The 18,581-nt window shown below is 66.5% G+C and carries 20 protein-coding genes; 5 read left to right on the top strand and 15 right to left on the bottom strand.

Annotation, left to right across the window (positions count from 1 at the left end; all coding sequences use genetic code 11):
- Nucleotides 1–10: 10 nt before the first annotated feature.
- Together pheT and pheS are read right to left on the bottom strand one after the other, a co-directional pair.
- A complete protein-coding gene (gene pheT / locus MUK71_RS06235; RefSeq protein WP_227929027.1) occupies nt 11–2,551 on the bottom strand; it encodes a phenylalanine--tRNA ligase subunit beta in 2,541 nt (846 codons plus the stop codon).
- A complete protein-coding gene (pheS, locus tag MUK71_RS06230) occupies nt 2,552–3,628 on the bottom strand; it encodes a phenylalanine--tRNA ligase subunit alpha (protein ID WP_227904504.1) in 1,077 nt (358 codons plus the stop codon).
- 177 nt (nt 3,629–3,805) lie between these two features.
- Between pheS and MUK71_RS06225 the strand changes: the two genes are divergently transcribed.
- Together MUK71_RS06225 and MUK71_RS06220 are read left to right on the top strand one after the other, a co-directional pair.
- Nucleotides 3,806–4,231 (top strand): hypothetical protein, encoded by a 426-nt coding sequence (locus MUK71_RS06225; protein ID WP_227929026.1) that lies wholly within the window; start codon nt 3,806–3,808, stop codon nt 4,229–4,231.
- A 34-nt stretch (nt 4,232–4,265) separates the two neighbouring features.
- Nucleotides 4,266–5,297: an Rv2578c family radical SAM protein gene (locus tag MUK71_RS06220; RefSeq protein ID WP_227929025.1), complete on the top strand. Its 1,032-nt coding sequence runs from the start codon at nt 4,266–4,268 to the stop codon at nt 5,295–5,297.
- Here the strand turns inward: MUK71_RS06220 and MUK71_RS06215 are convergent.
- Nucleotides 5,294–5,791, bottom strand: coding sequence for a (deoxy)nucleoside triphosphate pyrophosphohydrolase (locus tag MUK71_RS06215; RefSeq protein WP_227929056.1), 498 nt, complete (start codon nt 5,789–5,791; stop codon nt 5,294–5,296). The genes MUK71_RS06220 and MUK71_RS06215 overlap by 4 nt on opposite strands.
- A gap of 195 nt (nt 5,792–5,986) precedes the next feature.
- Between MUK71_RS06215 and MUK71_RS06210 the strand changes: the two genes are divergently transcribed.
- Nucleotides 5,987–7,201, top strand: coding sequence for an MFS transporter (locus tag MUK71_RS06210; RefSeq protein ID WP_227929024.1), 1,215 nt, complete (start codon nt 5,987–5,989; stop codon nt 7,199–7,201).
- Between the two features lie 15 nt (nt 7,202–7,216).
- Here MUK71_RS06210 and MUK71_RS06205 read toward each other — a convergent pair whose 3' ends face one another.
- The 4 genes from MUK71_RS06205 to infC form a co-directional block, all read right to left on the bottom strand.
- Entirely contained in the window at nt 7,217–8,125 is a 909-nt protein-coding gene (locus MUK71_RS06205) for a TrmH family RNA methyltransferase (protein ID WP_227929023.1), read from the bottom strand.
- 22 nt (nt 8,126–8,147) lie between these two features.
- A complete protein-coding gene (rplT, locus tag MUK71_RS06200) occupies nt 8,148–8,795 on the bottom strand; it encodes a 50S ribosomal protein L20, sunset domain variant (protein ID WP_227904492.1) in 648 nt (215 codons plus the stop codon).
- A 121-nt stretch (nt 8,796–8,916) separates the two neighbouring features.
- Nucleotides 8,917–9,111: a 50S ribosomal protein L35 gene (gene rpmI / locus MUK71_RS06195; protein WP_146363238.1), complete on the bottom strand. Its 195-nt coding sequence runs from the start codon at nt 9,109–9,111 to the stop codon at nt 8,917–8,919.
- Between the two features lie 105 nt (nt 9,112–9,216).
- Complete coding sequence (gene infC, locus MUK71_RS06190) at nt 9,217–10,212, bottom strand: translation initiation factor IF-3 (protein ID WP_244802834.1); 996 nt, start codon at nt 10,210–10,212, stop codon at nt 9,217–9,219.
- Between the two features lie 409 nt (nt 10,213–10,621).
- Here infC and MUK71_RS06185 point away from each other — a divergent pair, with 409 nt between their 5' ends.
- The gene (locus tag MUK71_RS06185; protein ID WP_423723770.1) at nt 10,622–11,050 is read left to right on the top strand and encodes a DUF1844 domain-containing protein; all 429 of its coding nucleotides are present in this window, start codon (nt 10,622–10,624) and stop codon (nt 11,048–11,050) included.
- A gap of 86 nt (nt 11,051–11,136) precedes the next feature.
- On the opposite strand, the gene MUK71_RS06180 is transcribed toward MUK71_RS06185, so the two are convergent.
- The 8 genes from MUK71_RS06180 to MUK71_RS06145 form a co-directional block, all read right to left on the bottom strand.
- Nucleotides 11,137–12,450 carry an MFS transporter gene (locus MUK71_RS06180; RefSeq protein WP_227904490.1) on the bottom strand — a complete coding sequence of 438 codons (1,314 nt, stop codon included), beginning with the start codon at nt 12,448–12,450 and terminating at the stop codon, nt 11,137–11,139.
- A gap of 34 nt (nt 12,451–12,484) precedes the next feature.
- Nucleotides 12,485–13,333, bottom strand: a complete 849-nt coding sequence (locus MUK71_RS06175; RefSeq protein ID WP_227929022.1) for an SseB family protein — start codon at nt 13,331–13,333, stop codon at nt 12,485–12,487.
- Nucleotides 13,334–13,335: 2 nt separating this feature from the next.
- Nucleotides 13,336–14,085, bottom strand: coding sequence for a bifunctional 1-(5-phosphoribosyl)-5-((5-phosphoribosylamino)methylideneamino)imidazole-4-carboxamide isomerase/phosphoribosylanthranilate isomerase PriA (priA, locus tag MUK71_RS06170; RefSeq protein ID WP_227904486.1), 750 nt, complete (start codon nt 14,083–14,085; stop codon nt 13,336–13,338).
- Between the two features lie 23 nt (nt 14,086–14,108).
- Nucleotides 14,109–14,267, bottom strand: a complete 159-nt coding sequence (locus tag MUK71_RS06165; RefSeq protein ID WP_227904483.1) for a hypothetical protein — start codon at nt 14,265–14,267, stop codon at nt 14,109–14,111.
- A gap of 5 nt (nt 14,268–14,272) precedes the next feature.
- Complete coding sequence (gene hisH, locus MUK71_RS06160; RefSeq protein ID WP_227904481.1) at nt 14,273–14,911, bottom strand: imidazole glycerol phosphate synthase subunit HisH; 639 nt, start codon at nt 14,909–14,911, stop codon at nt 14,273–14,275.
- Nucleotides 14,908–15,525 carry an imidazoleglycerol-phosphate dehydratase HisB gene (hisB, locus tag MUK71_RS06155; protein ID WP_227929021.1) on the bottom strand — a complete coding sequence of 206 codons (618 nt, stop codon included), beginning with the start codon at nt 15,523–15,525 and terminating at the stop codon, nt 14,908–14,910. The genes hisH and hisB overlap by 4 nt, the downstream gene beginning before the upstream one ends.
- Before the next feature lie 115 nt (nt 15,526–15,640).
- The gene (locus tag MUK71_RS06150; RefSeq protein ID WP_227929020.1) at nt 15,641–16,741 is read right to left on the bottom strand and encodes a histidinol-phosphate transaminase; all 1,101 of its coding nucleotides are present in this window, start codon (nt 16,739–16,741) and stop codon (nt 15,641–15,643) included.
- A gap of 181 nt (nt 16,742–16,922) precedes the next feature.
- A complete protein-coding gene (locus MUK71_RS06145; protein ID WP_227929019.1) occupies nt 16,923–17,288 on the bottom strand; it encodes a LysM peptidoglycan-binding domain-containing protein in 366 nt (121 codons plus the stop codon).
- A 486-nt stretch (nt 17,289–17,774) separates the two neighbouring features.
- Between MUK71_RS06145 and lexA the strand changes: the two genes are divergently transcribed.
- Nucleotides 17,775–18,524, top strand: coding sequence for a transcriptional repressor LexA (lexA, locus tag MUK71_RS06140; protein ID WP_227929054.1), 750 nt, complete (start codon nt 17,775–17,777; stop codon nt 18,522–18,524).
- Nucleotides 18,525–18,581: the final 57 nt, after the last annotated feature.

Raw genomic sequence — 18,581 nt, 5'->3', positions numbered from 1 at the left:
TGGTGCCTGCTTAGCGCTGCACGGCGCCGAAGCGTTCGGCGGCCAGCGCGACGGCGGCGGCCCGTGCTTCCGAAGCCTCATCGGCAGTCAGCGTCCGGTCCGGTGCACGGAAGCGGAGCGCGAATGCCAGTGATTTGGACCCGGGCTCAATGCCGGCCCCTGCGTAGACGTCGAACAGCGCCACGTCTTCGAGCAGTTCGCCGGCACCTTCCCGCAGGGCCTCGCGGACCTGCTCAGCCGGCACGTCCTCAGCCACCACCAGCGCCACGTCCTGCGTGGAGATGGGGAAGCTGGAGATGGGACGGGCAACAATGACATCGGGAGCGGCATCGAAGAGCGCATCCACGTCCAGTTCCGCAGCCACGGTCCGGGCGGGCATGTCCCGGGCGGCGAGCAGCTTCGGGTGCAGTTCGCCGGCGTAGCCCACGGTCTCGCCGCTGCGCAGTGCAATGCGCGCGGTGCGGCCGGGATGGAAAGCCTGGTGGGAACCCTGTTCCACCACCAGTTCCACACCCAGGACGTCGCCCATCATCCGGGCGAAGTCCACGGCGTCAGCCCAGTCCCAGGTGCGCGGCGTGGTGCCGGCGCCAGGGGCGGACTCGTGGCCGGCCAGCAGCACACCCACGTGCAGCGGCTGGTCGGGGATGCCGGCATACAGCTCATCCAGCACCTCGTCGGACGGTTTGGCGCCCAGCGGCGGGATGCTTTCGGTGCCCAGGTGATCGCCAGGCAGGAAGACCGTCCCGGATTCGAACAGCGCCAGGTCGCGGAAGCCGCGGGACATGTTCCGCTTGGCTACCTCGAACAGCCCCGGCAGCACCGAGGTGCGCAGGTAGCCGTACTCGGCACTGAGCGGGTTGGCCAGCTTCAGTGCCTGCACGCCGCCCTCCTCCGGTGCGCCGAAGGTGTTGTTGTCCGCTTCGGTGACAAACGGGTAGGACAGCACCTCGGTGAGGCCGGCCGCAGCAAGGGACTGCATCAGCCGTCGGCGCTGCTGCTGGACACGGGTCAGGCCGCGTCCGGGAGGTGCCACGGGCAGGGTGGAGGGAATCTTGTCATACCCCACCAGGCGGATGATTTCCTCGGTGAGGTCCTGCGGCGTCTCCAGGTCCGGGCGCCAGCTCGGCGGGGTGACCAGGTAGCCGCCCTCGGTCTTCTCCACGGAGGCGCCAAGGTCCTGAAGCGTGCCGGTGATCTGGGACTCGGTGAAGTCCAGGCCGATCAGCTGCGACGGGAACTGTGCCGGCAGGTCGATGCGGCGGGGTTCGGGAGCGGTGCCGACGTCGGTCACTGACTCATCGGCGGTTCCGCCGGCGAGTTCCACCAGCAGGTCCACCGCCCGCTGGGCGGCCACGTCGGCGACATTCCAGTCCACGCCGCGCTCGAAGCGCTTGGACGCTTCGGAGGGCAGCTTGTGGCGGCGGCGCGAGCGGGCAATGCTCACTTCCTCGAAGTGCGCAGCCTCAATCAGCACGTTCTGCGTGCCGTCGGAGACCTCAGTGGAGGCTCCGCCCATCACGCCGGCAATGCCGATGGCACCGGAGCCGTCGGTGATCAGCAGGTCCTCCGGGGACAGCCGGCGTTCCTTCTCATCCAGGGTCTTCAGGGTTTCGCCCTCGGCGGCGCGGCGCACCACAATTTCACCGGTGAGCTTATCCAGGTCGTAGAAGTGCAGCGGCTGGCCGAGTTCGAGCATCACGTAGTTGGAAATATCCACCACCAGCGAGATGGAGCGTATGCCGGCCAGGCGCAGCCGGGCGGACATCCACGGCGGAGTGGGCCGGGACGGATCCACGCCGCGCACCGTGCGGGCCACAAACCGGTCGCAGCCGGGCTTGCCGTAGATGGGTGCGGCGTCCTCGAGCCGCACCGGGTATCCGTTGCCGTCAGCCTCGGGGACAACGACGGCGGCAGCCGGGTCGGTGAACCGGGTCCCGGTGGCGTGGGCGTACTCGCGGGCCGCGCCGCGGATGGAGAAGACATAGCCGCGGTCCGGGGTGACGTTGATTTCCGCCGCCTGGTCATACAGGCCCAGCAGCTCCATGGCGTCCGTGCCCACCTCGGGGTCCAGGCCCAGCGTGGAGAGTACGAGGATGCCGTCGTGGTCCTCGCCGATGCCCAGTTCGCGCACCGAGGCGATCATGCCGGCGGAGACGTGCCCATAGGTCTTGCGGGGGCTGATCCGGAAGTCGCCGGGCAGCACAGCGCCGGGCAGGGTGACAACCACCTTGTCCCCCACCGTGAAGTTGTGCGCGCCGCAGACAATCCCCTGCACGCCGGAAGGCTCAATGCCCTTGCCGGTCAGGGTCTGCTCGGCGCCTTCGGGCACCACGCGGACCGAGCACCAGTTGATGGTTTTGCCGTTGCTCTGCGGCTCCGGTTCCATACTGAGCACCTGGCCCACCACAATCGGACCCTGCAGCTCGTCGGAGGGACGGTGAACGTCCTCTTCCTCCAGGCCAACCTTTACCAGGTCCTCCATGACGTCTTCGGCGGTTGCGTCCGCCGGAACCTGGGCATACTCGCGCAGCCAGGAAAGTGGGATTCTCACTTAGATCTCCATCCCGAAGTGTTCGCTGAAACGTACGTCGCCTTCAATCATTTCGTGCATGTCCGAAACCTCGTTACGGAACATAAGGGCACGGTCAATGCCCATGCCGAAGGCAAAACCTGAATAGACCTCGGGGTCGATCCCGGCAGCGCGGAGCACGTTGGGGTTGACCATGCCGCAGCCGCCCCACTCGATCCAGCGCGGGCCGCCCTTGGCGCCGGGATGCCAGATGTCCAGCTCGGCGCTGGGCTCGGTGAACGGGAAGTAGTTCGGCCGCAGACGGACTTTCGCCTCGTCGCCGAAGAGCACCCGGGTGAAGTGCTCCAGGGTGCCGACCAGGTCCGCCATGGTCAGGCCCTTGTCGATGGCCAGGCCCTCGAACTGGTGGAACACCGGCGTGTGCGTGGCGTCGAGCTCGTCGGTCCGGAATACCTTGCCCGGGCACAGGACGTAAATCGGCAGGTCGCGCTCAAGCATGGAGCGGACCTGGACCGGGGAGGTATGCGTTCGCATCACCAGGTGCGCCTCGGGCGGTTCCACGAAGAAGGTGTCCTGCATTTCGCGGGCCGGGTGGTCCGGCTTGAAGTTCAGGGCGTCGAAGTTGAACCACTCGGATTCCACCTCGGGGCCTTCGGCGATCTCCCAGCCCATACCCACGAATACGTCTGCGACGCGGTCCTGGAGCGTGGAGATGGGGTGCCGTCCGCCAATGTGGCGGCGCCGCGGGGCTGCAGTGACGTCTACGGCCTCTTCGACGAGGATCCGGGCGTCGCGCTCGGCTTCCAGCTCGACGGTGCGTGCTGCGAGCGCCGAGTTAATCCGGCCGCGGGCCGGGCCTACCAGCTTGCCTGCCGCAGCCTTCTGGTCCTTGGGCAGCTTGCCGATGGTCCGGTTGGCCAGTGACAGCGGAGACTTCTCGCCGGTGACGGCGATCCGGACGTCCTTGAGGGCATCCAGGTCCGCTGCGGAGCCTATGGCTGCGAGCGCTGAATCAACGGCAGCCGCAATGGCTGTCTCGTCAAGCGGATTGGGTGCCGCGTTGTCTGGGGAGTCCGTCCCCGGTATGGAATTCGACATGTACCGTTCTTACCTGTTTCCGGCCGTGTTGAGGTGAATGGAAGTGATGCTGACGTGCGAGAGCTGAGCAACAAAGGTGCTGCAGGCAAAGGCACGAAGCCTGCGGCTACCAGTCTAACCAACTCACGCTCCCCGGCCGGGCAGTGTGAAGGCAGGTCCCTGGCCTAGCATGGGCGCATGACGTCCCCTCTGTCCCGCATGCAGGCTCTCCGCCGCATCCTGAACCTGGTCAACGGCACGACGGCGGCAGGGCTGCTCGCTGCCCGGGCGGGCCGGGTGCCGGTCAGGTCCGGCCCCGGCGGACTGCTGCTGGCAGAAGGCTGGCGGCTTCCACTTCCCCGCGCCGCGGCATTCACCCTGGGCAACGTCATCCTCTACCGTTCCCGCGCATCCCGGGCGTTCGATGCCGGGCCCGCCTCCGATCTCCTGCAGCATGAAGCCCGGCACAGCTCCCAATACGCGGTACTGGGACCGGCCTTCCTTCCGCTGTACTTTGCCGCTGCCGGGTATTCCCGGCTGCGCGCGGGCGATCCGGCGTCGTCGAACATCTTCGAGATCCTGGCCGGACTGTCCGACGGCGGCTACCCCGCCCGCCGGGGCTAGACACTTACATTCGAACATATGTTCTAATAGATGCATGAGGTGGCAGGAGCAGGAACCCAAGGCAGCGCCGTCCTCCGATGCGCTGCTCCCCCTTCAAGGCCTGGTCCGTTCCGTGCAGACACCGGGCTTCGCGGGCGTGACTTTCCACGAGGTCCTGGCCAAGTCGGTGCTGAACAAGGTTCCCAAGACGTCCTCCATGCCCTTTGGCTGGACGGTGAATCCCTACCGGGGCTGCAGCCATGCCTGCGTGTACTGCTTCGCCCGCAAGACACACAGCTACCTTGACCTGGACACCGGGGCGGATTTCGACAGCCAACTGGTCGTCAAGACCAACGCAGCCGAGGTGCTTCGGCGTGAACTGGCCCGGCCTTCCTGGGACTACGAGCACGTGGCCATGGGCACGAATACCGATCCATACCAGCGCGCCGAAGGCCGCTACAAGCTCATGCCCGGGATCATCCGGGCACTGGCGGACAGCGGAACCCCCTTCTCGATCCTGACCAAGGGGACCCTGCTGGCCCGCGATCTCCCGCTCCTGGCCGAGGCTGCCCAACAGACCAGCATCAGCATGGGGATTTCCCTGGCCCTGCTTGATCCGGAACTTGCCCGCCGGGTTGAGCCGGGCACGCCCTCGCCCAAGGCACGGCTTGACCTGATCCGGCGGATCCGCGATGCCGGCATGGACTGCAATGTCATGGCGATGCCCCTGCTGCCGTGGCTGACCGATGGTGATGAGTCACTCGACGCACTGTTCTCCGCACTGGCCGCGGCCGGAGCCACCTCGGTCACGGCCGGCGCCCTTCACCTGCGGCCGGGGGCACGCGAGTGGTACCGGGAATGGCTGGCCCGCGACTACCCCCACCTCTCGGCCCGCTACGACAAGCTGTACAACGGCGGGACCTACGCTTCCAAGGAATACCGGCAGTGGCTCGCGGGACGGATCACCCTCGTCAAGAAGCGCTACGGCTTTGCCGGGCGCAACCAGTTCCTCGCCACGCGAGGTGCTCCCCGGCCCGCCCCGCAGACAGCTGCGGGACTGCCGGTGGCGGCCGGAACGCTTTTTTAGTTGCCGCCAATGTCCTGAACGGCGCCCGGGTACGGCGCAAGCGGATCCGATGAGGCCGATCCTGCGGCGGGTTGCGCCGCAGCCTGCAGGACAGCGGTGACGATCGGAAGGTCCGCGGGGATCCAGGGCAGCTCGGCCAGGGCACCGGAGCGAAGCGGTACCCAGCGAAGCTCGTCATGGTCCTGAAGCGGAAGCGGCTCCCCCGTTTTCACCTGAACGAGCCACACACGCATGGCGGCCTTCGGATTCAATGGCCAGCCCTGGTCCAGGGGTCCGGCGACCTCCGTGCCCAGGACCACTTCAATACCGAGTTCCTCGGCCAGCTCACGGTGCAGGGCGGCTTCGCAGGATTCCCCCGGCTCCACTTTTCCACCCGGGAATTCCCACATGCCGGCGAACGCCTCCGGGGCGGTCCGGCGGGCAGCCAGCAGGCTCTGCGGCCGGCCCAGGTCATCAACTATCGCTGCTCCGACTACCTGTTTCAGTTCTGGAATAGACACAGATCGAGTCTACGGTGCCGCCTGTCCTAGACTGGGAAGGAACGGCACCGTGGCCGTTTGGCCCCGGCCAACGGCTGCATCCGTTCTTCCGCTCTGACCACGGGTCCGCCCGACGCGCCCGCGCCTTTCGCCGCCTCCGCGCAACCGCTGATCCGAAAGCACCCCGCACCAATGCCTTCCCTGCGCGTAATGACGCCTAAAACCCATCGTGTCTCCCTGGCCATCACAGCCCTGGCCGCAGGCGGCTTCGCCATCGGCACTACCGAATTCGCCATCATGGGCCTGCTTCAGGAGATGATCGCCGAGCTGGGTGTCTCCGTCCCCGAAGGCGGCCACGTTATCTCCGCTTATGCCCTCGGCGTCGTTGTCGGTGCGCCGCTGCTTGCGGCGGCGGGAGCCAAGATGCCGCGCAAGTGGCTGGCCCTGGGGCTCATGGCGTTCTTTGCCGTCGCGAATCTTTCCTCCTTCATCGCGCCGGATTACGGGTGGTTGCTGGTCACCCGCTTCCTCTCGGGCCTGCCCCACGGCGCCTTCTTTGGCGTGGCTGCCGTGATCGCTGCGTCCCTGGTGGCGCCGACCCGGCGCGGTTGGGCCATCTCCATGGTCATGCTTGGCCTGAGCATCGCCAATGTGGTCGGGGTGCCGTTTGCCACCTGGCTGGGACAGCTGGCCGGCTGGCGCTGGATGTTCGTTCTGGTCGGCGCCATAGCCCTGCTGACCGTCGCCCTCGTCGCCTGGTTCGTTCCGTTCCAGGCCACGCACCCGGATGCCAGCATCCGGCGCGAACTCAGCGCCCTGCGCCGGATGCAGATGTGGCTCGCCCTGCTGGTGGGTACCGTCGGCTTCGGCGGCTTCTTCGCGGTATACACCTACATCTCCCCCACCATGACCGAGGTGGCCGGCTTCTCCATGGGAGTGCTGCCGCTGATCGTGGGACTCTACGGCGTGGGACAGGTAGTGGGAAATATTGTCGGCGGACGGATCGCGGACCGCTCGGTGATGGGCAGCATCTACGCCGTCCTGGCCGGCACCGTACTGATCCTGGCCGTCTACGCCTGGGGCGTCCAGTACAAGGCCGGAGCGATCATCCTGGTGTTCCTGGTGGGTGCGATCGGTTCGGCCCTGACACCCGCGCTTCAGACGCGGCTGCTCGATGTCTCCCCCGGCGCGGCGTCGCTGGCGTCGTCGCTCAACCACGCGGCATTGAACATGGCCAATGCCCTGGGCGCCATGGCCGGCGGACTGGTAATCGCGTGGGGCTGGGGCTTCCGTTCACCGGCCATCGTGGGTGCCGTGCTCGCCCTGCTGGGGCTGGGAGTCGCCCTGCTCAGCGGGGCCCTGGACCGGCGTCGTATGGCGGGTGATCCCGCCCCAGGTGCTGCGGAAAAGGCGCTGCAGCACTAGGGCAGGTCAGGCGCCTCAGTTGTGCTGGGCACGCGCCGAGGCATAGAGGCACACGGTGGCGGCGGTACCGACGTTCAGGCTCTCCGCACTGCCGTAGAGCGGCACGGCCACCCGGTAATCGGCGGCGGCCAGTTCTGCGTCAGAGAGGCCCTGCGCTTCGTTGCCGAACAGCCATGCGGTCGAGGCTTCAAGCCGCGGCAGCGCCCCGTCGTCCGCGCCGGCCGGGATACTGCCGCCCGCGCGCCGTACCGCGCTGAGGTCCTGGAGCCGGTCCAGGTTGACGTTCCCGTAGCCATCGGCGGCCAGGACCGTCGCGCCTGCGTCTTTGAGGGCGGCGACGGTTTCGGAAAAGTCTGCACCGGTAATGACCGGCAGATGGAAGAGGGATCCGGCGGTGGAGCGCACCGCCTTGGGATTAAAAATGTCCACGCTGGATGCGGTGAGCACTACCGCATCGGCGCCGGCGGAGTCCGCAGCGCGCAGGACGGTGCCGGCGTTGCCGGGGTCGCGGACCTCGCACAGCACTGCTACCAGCTTCGCGCCGGATGCCAGCACGTCGGCAAGGGTGGCGGTGGAGATGGCGCAGACAGCGACAATGCCCTGCGGCGTCACGGTGTCGGCCATCGCGGCCAGGACTTCGTCGGTGGCCAGGCGCAGCACGGTCCCGCGGGCCAGATCGGCCAGCTCCGGCAGGCGGTCAAGGCACGCCTGCGTTGCATACACTTCGTGCACGACGGCGGGGCCGCCGACAGCGGCAGCCGCCCGGTGCGCGGACAGCGCTTCCCGGACCGCCTGCGGCCCTTCAGCCAGGAAGCGGCCGGTTTTTAAGCGCGAAGAGCGCCCGGCAAGCTTCGCCACATCTCGGACCCGATCAGCTCGGGGGTTGGACATAAGCGGTGCCTGCGGGCGCCCTTCCTGGTTCATCGTCTTTTAGAGACCGATTCCCTTAGCCCTGGAACTTCTGGCGGGATTCGCCGCCAGCCGGCTCCAGGCCTGCAGCCTTGGCTGCTTCCACGGAATCGAACCAGTATTCAGCAACGGTCTGCTCGTACCAGGTGGAACCCGGGACGTGGTACTTGCCCGAACCCAGGTTGCCCTTGATAACGAAGCCTTCGGGGGCGTCGCCCTCGGAAGCCTTGAAGCCACCCTTGGCGGAAGCTACGGCAGCGGCCGGCTTGGCGGCGGGAGCAGCCTTGGCAGCCGGAGCAGCCTGGGCGGCGGCCGGAGCCGAGGTGTCGGACGGCAGAGCGTCCTTGGCAATCTGGACCAGCGCAGCGAAGGCAGCGGCGTCGTTGACGGCCAGTTCGGCCAGCATACGGCGGTCAACCTGGATCTCGGCGAGCTTCAGGCCCTGGATCAGGCGGTTGTAGGTCAGGCCGTTGGCGCGGGAAGCAGCGTTGATGCGCTGGATCCACAGGCGGCGGAAGTCGCCCTTACGCTTGCGGCGGTCGCCGTAGCTGTACACAAATGAGTGCAGCAGCTGCTCTTTGGCCTTACGGACCAGGCGCGAACGCTGTCCGCGGTAACCCTTGGCGCGCTCGAGAATAACCCGACGCTTCTTGTGGGCGTTAAGCGCCCGCTTCACACGTGCCACGTGCGTACTCCTTTTGGTAAATCTCCCCGACTTGGTAAGTCACTGCGCCTGGACGGCCCAGGAGCGGGGAAAGTTTTGATGGGGTGAAACCGACCCGAACGGGACGGCTGTCGGGGATTAGTTAGATGCCCAGCATCTTCTTGATGACCTTGGCGTCAGCCGGTGCAACGAGCTTGTCGTTGGCCAGGCGGCGGGTCAGCGTGGAGGGCTTGTGCTCCAGGTAGTGGCGGCGGTTGGCCTGCTGGCGCTTGAGCTTGCCGGTACCGGTCAGCTTGAAGCGCTTCTTGGCGCCACTGTGGGTCTTCATCTTCGGCATGTCTACCGATCTCCTTTAGGTTTCCGCGGGCAGGCCCGCGGGGCTTTCGACACCTGGGCAGGTGTCAGGGCTTTATTACTGTTGCCAGGACAGCGTGCAGGAAAACTACTCTGCAGTTCCGGGCTTGTTCGAGCCGGACGTTCCCCGCGGGGACGACTTGCCGGCAGGCTTGGGGGCCGCAGCAGGCTTGGGCCGGGCAGCCGGCTTGGGCGGTGCTGCAGGCTTTGCCGCGGAAGGCTTCGGGACCGCTGCGGGCTTCGGAGCAGCAGCAGGCTTGGCAGCCTCCGCCGGCTTGGCGGGAGCGACTTCAGCGGCCGGCGCGGGGGCCGGCTTGCTGGCAGCGGCAACGCGGCGGGCCTCGGTGGCGGCCTTTTCAGCAGCAGCTGCCTTGGCGCGCTTGGCGGCCTGCTCCTTCTCTGCCTGCTCCTGCTCTGCACGGGCCTTATCGGCCTCGGCAGCGGAGGAGCCCAGACGAAGACCGTCCGGCAGGAGGTCGGCAAGGCTCTGAGTCATCGGAGCCTTGTCCGCCGAAGTGTCCACCCGTGCAGGTGCTTCACCGTTCCTGGCAGCCTCGTTGGCAGCCTTGGCATCTGCACGCTGCGTGGCGCGGCGTGCTTCCGCCTTGGCTTCGGCCTTGTTCTTCAGCGGGCCGATGACCATGACCATGTTGCGGCCGTCGATGCGCGGCGTGGACTCAACCACACCCACCTCGGCGACGTCCTCGGCGAACTTGTTCAGCAGCTTCATGCCCATTTCGGGGCGCTGCTGCTCACGGCCGCGGAACTGGATCATGGCCTTGACCTTGTCACCTGCGCCCAGGAACCGCATGGCGTGGCCACGCTTGGTTTCGTAGTCGTGGGTGTCAATCTTCAGGCGGAACCGGATTTCCTTCAGAACGGTGTTCGTCTGGTTCTTCCGGGCTTCGCGTGCCTTGACGGCGGCTTCGTACTTGTACTTGCCGAAGTCCATTAGTTTGCACACCGGGGGCTTTGCCTGCGGTGCTACCTCAACAAGATCCAGGTCGGACTCGGCTGCAAGGCGGAGTGCGTCCTCAATGCGGACCACGCCTACCTGCTCACCTGCCGGACCTACCAGCCGCACCTCGGGGACGCGGATCCGATCATTGATTCTTGGCTCGCTAATGTTGCAGCTCCTGTGTTGTTCAAAACGGCTACCGCCTGCAACTGAAGAAGGCCCCCAATTGCAAGCGCAATCGGAGGCCCGTAGGAGGGTCGGCGGTAACTGTCTCGAAGCCGGTTCGAGGCAGTTAGCTCCCGGAACGGTTCAGCCGCTTCGGGAAGTCCGTGGACTTTCCTGCTGCTGGCCCGTCGGGGCCGACCTGAACCCGGCAACTCTGCGGCCTTTACGGGCAGTCAGGCTGACGCGGGTGGGAGGGGACTCCGCTTGCATACCGGTTACGCCGCCTTCAGGAGAAAGTGTGATTTTCATCCCGCCCGTAGAGGGCATTGAAAGTAACGACAACCAGTCGGTCTGTGACAAGCTTACCAGTATGAGTACCCCACAGAGCAATCCGGCAGGGGAAGCAACCCGCCACTCCTTCCCCGGAACAACCGAAGAGTCCGAAACCGCTGCAGCTGCACAGCAGGAAGTCGCCGACCAGATGCGCGACATCGCCGAGGTTCCGGCCGTCGAGGTCATTACGACGGCGGCGGTCCACCTGATGAGCGCAGCAGCCGTCAAGTGCGGCCTGGCCGAAGGCGACGACGCCGAGGCCCTCAAGGACCTGGACGAGGCACGGAAACTGATCACCGCCCTGGCCGGCTTTGTCACGGCTGCCGCGCCGGAAATCGGCAGCCAGCACGCAGGACCGTTGCGTGACGGCCTGCGTTCCCTGCAGCTTGCCTTCCGCGAAGCGTCGGTAATCCAGGACGCGCCGGGCAAGGGCCCGGGCGAGAAATTCACCGGCCCCGTCAGCTAACCCGCTCCGCACCCCTTAGCGCGCCCGAAGAGCCTCACCTGGTGAAGCTCTTCGGGCGTTTTTATGCCCGGGCCGGCATGGCAGGCCTAGCGGACGGGTGCGGAACGCAGGAACAGCCGGCGGGCGGACAGCGTTGCCAGCACCAGCACCGCTGCAGCGCCGCCGGCCAGCAGGAAACCGGACCAGGGCCCGATCACGTCAATGGCCAGGCCCGCCACGGGCGCACCCAGTGCGGTACCGGCCGTCATGGAGGAGCCGTACCAGCCCATGGCTTCACCGCGCCGGTTCTCGGCCACCAGATCCGCCACCCGCTCCGAGGCTGCAGAAAGTACCGGGGCGCAGAGCAGGCCTGCGGGAATGGATAGCAGGGCCAGGCTCAGGGTGTCCGTGGCGAAGGCCATCGGCATGGTCAGCACCGCCATGGTCAGCAGCAGGGACATCGGCGAGAAGCGGCGCTTCATGGCGCCGTAGACAATCCCGCCAATGGCTGAGGCGGCACACCAGGCCACGAAAACGATGCCGACCTCGGAGGGATTTCCGCCGGCTTCCACCGAGGCCACAATCCCGACGTCGGTACTGGAGAGCAAAAGCCCTGCACCTATGGCAACGGCAAACACCACGGCCACTGCCGGGCTGAACCAGGTGAAGTTCCCGGCCACTCCGTGACGCAGCCGCTCGAACATATTCTGCGGGCCGTCGGGCAGGCCCGCACCGGTAAGCTCCATCGGCGCTTCCTGGATATTTGCCGGCGCCACCGCCACAGCGGTGGCCGCCGCAGCCTCCTGCTCGTCAACTGCGGTCACAGCCTTCTCAGGTTCCGGGGAACGCGTGGGCGGGTTGAACCAGATCAGCAGGAGCCCGGCCACGGCCGCGGAAAGTCCCACCGCGGTCAGCCCGATCACGGAGGATATCTGCGTGGCAATCACGGCCCCCAGCGCGGGGCCCATCATAAAGATGAGCTCGGTGGCGATGGAGTCGAGCGCAAAGGCGGTACGCCGCTGTTCGCCGGTGGCCAGCACACCGAGGGACTGGCGGACCACACTGAAGACCGGGAGGGTGAACACTCCGCCCACCAGTGCAAGGACCAGCAGCCACTCAAAGCTCACGTGCGGGGCCGTACTCCAGATCACTGCCTCGGCGATGACCGACGGGATCAGGGCCTTCCGGAGCCCAATGGTGTCCACCCGCCGTCCCCGCCAGGGAGCGCCCACGGCGATGCCGATGGTGACCACGGCTGCCACGGCACCTGCGGCCGCATAGCCCCGGTCCATGGTGTTCACTACATGCAGGGTGAGCAGGACGCCCGCCGCGGAATGCGGAAACCGGGCGATCATTCCGACTATCAGCAGGCGGCGGATCGGTGCGATCCGCAGCATTTCGCGGTACAGACCAAAATTCACGGCAGTTCTCTTCCGGCGGGTTACGCCTGACGGGTCAGCGGGTGATTTTGATGTCCAGGGAATCCACGCGCTCAACAAACTCGGGGTTGGCAGTCAAACGCTGTTGCAGGGCGGCCACAATGGCCTGGATGTCCTGCGGACCAAGTCCGGGCGCAAGCTGGAGAATCATTCTAAGCTCCGGGCCGGCCCCTCCCCCGCCCACCGGTGTTCCGTCGGCGGTCCTGGAGGCGGTGCCCTGCCCCTGCTGCAGCGTTACCGCCAGGATCTGCGGGTCCGGCCCGGCGGCCGCTTCGGCCATCTCCACCAGGGCGGGGTCGGTGTAACACGGCACCCAGTCGCGCTGCTGGCCGAGCGCCCACATGGCCGGGCGGCGGACCACAAAAGTGAAATCCGCTCCCGGGTCGACCACCAGCAGCTGGGCATCCTCCGAAACAGCGGAGAGCGCTGCCCGCGGCGTATACACGGCCACCGGCCGGGCTTCGGAGTGCCAGCGTTCCAGTGCCTCAACCGACGTGAATACCGGCAGTGCCTTGCGCCCGTCCGGCGCGGTCAGGGTGACCAGCGCCATGTCCGCCTGTTTATCGGCCGTGAGTCCGTGCTCGGATTCGGTTTCCTCGCCGAGCACGGCCACAATCGGGACAAACACGCGGGCGGTGGCGAGGGAGGCCACCACCTCCGCTTCACTGCCGGTGCCGGCGATCAGCTTGGCGACGGCGTCCACGTAACCGGGATTGGCCCGTCCGTCATCGCTGTCGAAATTGTGGAGCGGATTTCCCTCACCGGCCAGGTCCCGGCCTGCCCACGGCTGCCCCGCCGAATCAGTGGGGCCGCCGGCACCGGCCAGTGCCGCAGCGATATGTCCGGGCAGTTCGCGAGCAGCCATTCTCAGCGGTCCGGGTGCCCGGCGACGTCAAAGGCCTGCGGCAGGGTGAAGGCACCGGCGTAGAGCGCCTTGCCCACAATGGTTCCTTCCAGGCCCAGGGGAACCAGCTCGCGCAGGGCTGCCAGGTCATCCAGGCTCGAGATGCCGCCGGAAGCCACCACGGGGCGGTCGGTACGCTTCAGCACCTCGCGCAGCAGCTCGATGTTCGGTCCGCGCAACGTGCCGTCCTTCGTCACGTCCGTGACCACGTAGCGCGGGCAGCCGGCTTCCTCCAGGCGGGCCAGCACCTCCCAGAGGTCGCCGCCTTCCTTGGTCCAGCCGCGTGCCGCCAGCGTGGTGCCGCGGACATCGAGGCCGACGGCGATGGCCTGGCCGTAGCGGGCAATGGCGCTGGCGGTCCACTCGGGGTTCTCCAGTGCAGCGGTGCCGAGGTTGACGCGTGCCGCACCGAGTTCCAGGGCCTTGTCCAGTGACTCGTCGTCGCGGATGCCGCCGGACAGTTCCACCTTGATGTCCAGGGATTTCACCACGCGGCTGAGCAGGTCCAGGTTGGAGCCGCGGCCGAAGGCGGCGTCCAGATCCACCAGATGGACCCAGTCCGCGCCGTCATTCTGCCAGGCAAGGGCGGCATCCAGCGGATCGCCGTAGCTGGTCTCGCTGCCGGCTTCGCCCTGCACAAGGCGCACGGCCTGGCCGTCAGCCACATCAACGGCGGGCAGGAGTTCAAGGACGGGGGTTTCGCTGAAGGGCATCTCTTGTGCTTTCGGTGGTGGGGTCAGGAGAGGTTAAGGGTCAGCAGGTAGGCACCCAGCAGGGCCATTCCGGCCAAAACCCAGAAACTGATAACAATAATTTTGGACATGCCCTGGCTGCGGAAGGACACCGCACCGCCAATCAGCAGACCGGCCAGGCCCATAAGAACAATGCTCCACATAGCCGCTAGCCCAGTGTCTTCAGCCAGTTGTTCAGCAGCGCAGCGCCGGCTTCGCCGGACTTTTCCGGGTGGAACTGGGTGGCTGACAGGGCGCCGTTCTCAACGGCGGCAATAAAGGGTCCGCCGTGGTCCGCCCAGGTGACCTGGGGCGGGCGCATGGCAGGCTGGGTGACGTCGAAGTCCCACTTCTGCACGCCGTAGCTGTGCACGAAGTAGAACCGTTCGTCCTCGAGGCCCTCGAACAGCGCTGAACCTTCCGGCGGTGTCACGGTGTTCCAGCCCATGTGGGGCACGACGTCGGCAGCAAGCCGCTCCACCACTCCGGGCCATTCGCCCATGCCCTTGGTGCGGACGCCGTGTTCCACGCCCTCCTCGAAGAGGACCTGCAGGCCCACGCAGATACCCAGCACCGGGCGCCCGCCGGCAACCCGGCGGCCGATCATGCGGAGGGCATCCACGTCTTTGAGTCCCTGCATCACGGCCGCGAAGGCACCGACGCCGGGGACCACGAGCCCTTCCGCGTTCAGGACGTCGTCGGGCCTGGCGCTGAGGGTAACGTTCGCACCGGCATGCTCAAGGGCGCGGACGGCTGAGCGGATGTTTCCGGAGCCGTAGTCCAGGACCGTGACGTTGCGGGCACTCACAGGGCGCCCTTCGTGGACGGAATTCCCTCTACCCGCGGATCCGATTCCACGGCGGCGCGAAGGGCGCGGGCGAAGGCCTTGAACTGCGCTTCGACAATGTGGTGCGGGTCCCGCCCGCCCAGCACCCGCATGTGCAGGCAGATCTGGGCGTGCAGGGTGATGGCTTCAAACACGTGCCGGGTAAGCGAGCCGGTGAAGTGCCCGCCGATCAGGTGGTATTCCTGTCCGGCCGGTTCGCCGGAATGCACCAGGTAGGGGCGTCCGGAGATATCGACGACGGCGTGGGCCAGCGCCTCGTCCAGCGGAACAGTAGCCTCGCCGAACCGGCGGATGCCTGCCTTGGTGCCCAGGGCGGTCTTGAGTGCCTCGCCGATGCTGATGGCAATGTCCTCGACCGTGTGGTGGACATCGATGTGCGTGTCGCCGGTGGCCCGGACGGTGAGGTCCATCAGGGAGTGCTTGGCCAGCGCGTTCAGCATGTGGTCGTAGAACGGCACGGAGGTGCTGATGTCTGCGCGGCCGGTGCCGTCCAGGTCCAGTTCAACGAGGACGGACGATTCACTCGTGGTCCGCTCAAGGCGGGCAGTGCGTCCGGTAGCGGTCTCCACAGTCATGGGGTTCCTTCAGGAAGGTCGGGGTCGGAGCAATGGACAAAGCTCCGGCAGGTTCTCAGTTTAGTCCCGGTGCGGCCGGGTCCCGGAATCGTGGCCGCCGCGGACGGCGGGCCGTTCAGGCCGGAAGCAGGGACCGCAGCACGGTAAGGAAGGTATCCGTTTCAGCTTCCGTACCGGCCGTGACGCGGAGATGGCCCTCAATGCCGATGTCCCGAACCAGGACGCCGGCTTCCAGTAGGCCTTCCCAGACAGCGCGGGGGTTCTCCATGCCGCCGAAGAGCACGAAGTTTGCGTCCGAGGGTGCGGGGTCCAGTCCGAGGTCCGTCAGCTCCCGCACGATCCGGTCACGCTGGCCCTTAATGTCCTCCACATTGGAAAGGAGGGCATCGGCATGGGTCAGCGCGGCGTTGGCCGTGGCCTGGGTGATGGCCGAGAGGTGGTAGGGCAGCCGGACCAGGCGCAGGGCATCCGCAATCTGGGGTGCTGCAGCCAGGTATCCGATCCGAGCCCCGGCCAGGGCAAAGGCCTTGGACATGGTGCGGGAAATGATCAGGCGTTCCCGTCCCGGCAGCAGCTGCAGGGCGCTGGGGGTATCGGCGTGGGAGAACTCCGCGTAGGCCTCATCAACCACCACGATGGCGTTGGACGCTTCGCCCGCTTCGTAGGCAGCTTCGATGACGTCCAGGCCAAGGGCCGTTCCCGTGGGATTATTCGGCGTGCACAAAATGATGATGTTCGGTGCCTGGGCACGAATCTGCGCGGCGGCCGATTCCGGGGTCAGGGAGAAATCCGCTTCCCGGGTGCCGGTGACGTAGGCGGTGCCGGTACCGCTGGCAAGCAACGGGTACATGGAGTAGGTGGGCGGGAAGCTCATGGCCGTCCGGCCGGGACCGCCGAAAGCCTGCAGGATCTGCTGGAGAACCTCATTGGAACCGTTGCCTGCCCAGATGTTCTCCGGCACCAGCCCGTGGCCGAGGTACCGTGCCAGTTTTTCCCTCAACTGGGTGAATTCCCGGTCCGGGTAGCGGTTCAGCCCGCCGACGGCGGACTCCACTTCGGCAACGATGGCCCGGCGCACGTGCTCGGGCAGTCCATGGGTGTTTTCGTTGACGTTCAGCAGGATCGGCACATCCAGCTGCGGGGCCCCATAGGGCGTCAGGCCTCTGAGGTCATCGCGCAGGGGAAGTCGGTTCAGGTTTTCCAGCTGTTCACTCACCAGTACAGCTTAAGGCGCTGCGGGGACAGTTCCGGAATCCGGGCCGCCTGCCTGCACTTCTAAGTCCCTCCATGAAGAACGCTCCCTAGGCGGAGACCGGTCCCCGGATAAAGACCAGTCCGCGAGCCTGAGGCAGGGGACGGCTCCCGCATGCAGCACGCAGGAGCCCGGTTCCCGAAGGTCAGCGCGTCACCGGGATGTAGAGCTGGCGGCCGGCCGGCACAGTGGCATCATCCAGGTTGTTCAGTTCCACGATGTCGGCAACTACGGTGCGGGGATCCCGGTCAGGGGCGAATTCCGTGGCGAGAGACCACAGGGATTCCCCGTTCGAAACGCTCACCTGGATAGTGCGGGTCTGCTCCGGGGAGTTGCCCGAGGCCATGGCGGGTGCGGTGAAGAATCCAATGAAGACCAGCAGGGCGGCCGAGGTCAGCATCAGCGGTGCTCCAACCAGGAGAAGCCGGCCCCGGCGGGTGAGGCGCAGAGGTGCCTGGGATAAAGCGGGTGCGGCTGCAGAAGGAACAGCGGGAAGTACGTGTACTGACATGTCAATACCTTTCCGGTCCGAAGCGCAGAGCTGCCGCCGTCCGCCCGCAATAAGCACGGGAGGAAACACTGCGGCTCGAAACTGCATTCGAACATCTGGTGGAGCCAGCGAGGTGTCGGCAGCCCGGACTCGAATGTATGTTCTAAGTTGTACTCGAACATTTCTAGCACTTATCTACGAACAATGTCGAGACTCGCTCGAATATATGTTTGATAAACGTGCTGCGCTCCCCTAGCGTTGAACCCATCGGAAGCGGCTGGAACCAACTAACCATCCGCCTCTGACAAAACGGCCGGGACCGGACAAAGACCGGGCTGCAGCACCGCCCGGACAGAACCAGACCGCCAGATTCAAACCGCCAGAACCGCCAGAACCAACCGGCCCGCAACCGCGGGCCGTCCGTGAAGGGAAGCCGACGTGGCCCGCAGGACTGTTTCCAATGGCAGCACCCCTCCCCCTGCCGCGCCGGCAGGCCGCTCCAAGGGCCTGACTGCGCGCCAGACCAAGATCCTGGAAACCATCCAGCGTTCGGTTAGCACCAACGGCTACCCGCCGTCCATGCGCGAGATAGGCGACATTGTCGGTCTGGCGAGCCTTTCCAGCGTCACCCACCAGCTGAGCCAGCTGGAGAAACTCGGTTACATCCGCCGCGACCCCAAGCGCCCCCGGGCCATGGAGATCCTGGTTCCGCTGCTGCTGCGCGATGCCGGTTCCTCCCGTAACGGCGAGGCCCCCGGCGCCGAGTCCGCAGGCACCTCCGGTTCCGGCAATGCCGTCACACGTCAAAGCTCCGCGCAGGACGGGTCCGCTACCGGCGTGGCCGGCTCAGGCGGCGCGGTGGCAGACCTCACCACGGCAATCGACACGGCCATGGTGCCCCTGGTGGGACGGATCGCCGCAGGCGGGCCCATCCTTGCCGACCAGCAGGTTGAAGAAGTGGTTCCCCTGCCCCGCCAACTCGTGGGTCACGGTGACCTGTTTATGCTCCGGGTTGCCGGTGACTCCATGGTCGATGCGGCCATTTGCGACGGCGACTGGGTGGTGGTGCGGCGCCAGCCCACCGCCGAGAACGGTGACATCGTCGCGGCCCTGCTGGAGGACGAGGCCACGGTCAAGACGTTCCGCCAGCGCAACGGGCACACCTGGCTGCTGCCGCAGAACACGCGCTACGAACCGATTCTGGGCGACGAAGCGACCATCATGGGCAAAGTCGTATCGGTTATGCGTTCCCTCTAGGCTCCAGACCGAAATACCCACAGGGACTAAACAGCAGTGCCCCGGCTACCGGCCGGG

It is taken from the genome of Arthrobacter zhangbolii, assembly GCF_022869865.1.
GTDB lineage: Bacteria > Actinomycetota > Actinomycetes > Actinomycetales > Micrococcaceae > Arthrobacter_B > Arthrobacter_B zhangbolii.
This window is presented reverse-complemented; position numbering and strand designations above follow the sequence as displayed.